The organism is Microcoleus sp. OTE_8_concoct_300 (genome assembly GCF_031383065.1).
Classification (GTDB): domain Bacteria; phylum Cyanobacteriota; class Cyanobacteriia; order Cyanobacteriales; family Microcoleaceae; genus Microcoleus.
The window spans coordinates 1-1,250 of sequence record NZ_JANMZH010000702.1 but is presented as its reverse complement, the minus strand read 5'-3'; the positions used below and the strand labels follow the sequence as shown (position 1 = coordinate 1,250).

The following is a 1,250-nucleotide window of genomic DNA, read 5'->3' as shown; positions in this document are numbered from 1 at the left end:
CGAAACTGGATCAAGATTGACAAGCCAGATTTCGCCACGTTTAGGACTACTAGGCATGGATTTCTGCGATATCAACGTTGAGCCATTCTTGCCATTCTGTATCTTGCTGGTAGTGAGGAAGGGCAGCTTCGGCTTGTTGTTCTAAAATCCGATGACGATCGGCGATCGGCAGTTTGAGAAAAGCGCTGCGATCGATCGGTTGGGGGTCTACATTCGGAGTTTCAGTGATGATGATGACTTCTACCGTTTGTCCGATCGAAAAATTAGGTAGATCAATCTCCAGACGGTTACCTGCTTGGATCGTGGTGGTGAAATAACAGGTTTCTTTCATGGCGATACCTTAAGACTCAATCTGATTTATTGTACTCCAAACATCAAGCGACAACCTCGGTCAGTTCAACGCATCCATCAACTCATTCTTCAACGCATTCAAAGCCTCCTCAAGCTGACGATCGATCTCCAAATACTCCTCCATCAACACCTCCGGATCACCATGATTCACCTCCACCGCATAAGGATTCTTGCAATCCAAATTATAATTGCGCTCCGCAATCTCCTTCGCCGAAACCTTCCACGCATACTCACTCTTTCGCCGCCCCTTCCTCGCTGCCCCACCCCACCACTTTTTCTCCCGCTCAAACTCCCCAATCGTCAACGGCTTCGATCGCGAATAAGACTTATACCCCACCGGATAAGGATGCTCAAAAAACCACACCTCCTTCGTCCGATCGCCCTTCTCAAAAAACAGAATATTCGTATTAATACTCGTTTGACACTCCCCACCGCATGGCGGATGGGATTCTTCAATCTATGAGCCAACTTGCAAAGACAGGTTCTCACCAGCCAATGTAGAGGTCGATTCTCCTGAAGCGTTGCTTGCATCTGGTGCAAAGGTTCCGGTATGCCCTACCGTACCCAATCCCCGACTGAGGATGTTTCTAGCTGCATTGTGATCTCGATCTAGCTCACAACCACACTCGCAAATATGAGTGCGAATCGAAAGCGACTTCTTAACAATCACACCGCAACTAGAGCATTCTTGGCTCGTGTAGTGAGGTGGAACGGCAATTGTGATCTTTTGAAACACCTTGCCGAAGTACTCTAACCACACCCGAAACTGATACCAAGATGCATCGTTGATCGATTTCGCTAGACAATGATTCTTCACCATGTTTTTGATTCTCAAGTCTTCGTAGGCGACTACATCGTTTGATGCGATGACGCACCGTGCCAACTTAACGGCATGGTCT

General features: G+C 47.7%; 3 protein-coding genes. All 3 read right to left on the bottom strand.

All coding sequences use genetic code 11. The annotated features are described in order from the left end of the window. Window positions 1–49: 49 nt before the first annotated feature. Window positions 50–331 carry a hypothetical protein gene (locus tag ACUVJL_RS31655; RefSeq protein WP_445249451.1) on the bottom strand — a complete coding sequence of 94 codons (282 nt, stop codon included), beginning with the start codon at window positions 329–331 and terminating at the stop codon, window positions 50–52. A gap of 60 nt (window positions 332–391) precedes the next feature. Further along, complete coding sequence (locus ACUVJL_RS31650; RefSeq protein ID WP_445249452.1) at window positions 392–763, bottom strand: N-6 DNA methylase; 372 nt, start codon at window positions 761–763, stop codon at window positions 392–394. A 45-nt stretch (window positions 764–808) separates the two neighbouring features. Next, a partial coding sequence (locus ACUVJL_RS31645) for an RNA-guided endonuclease InsQ/TnpB family protein (protein WP_445249450.1) occupies window positions 809–1,250 on the bottom strand: 442 nt, incomplete at its 5' end.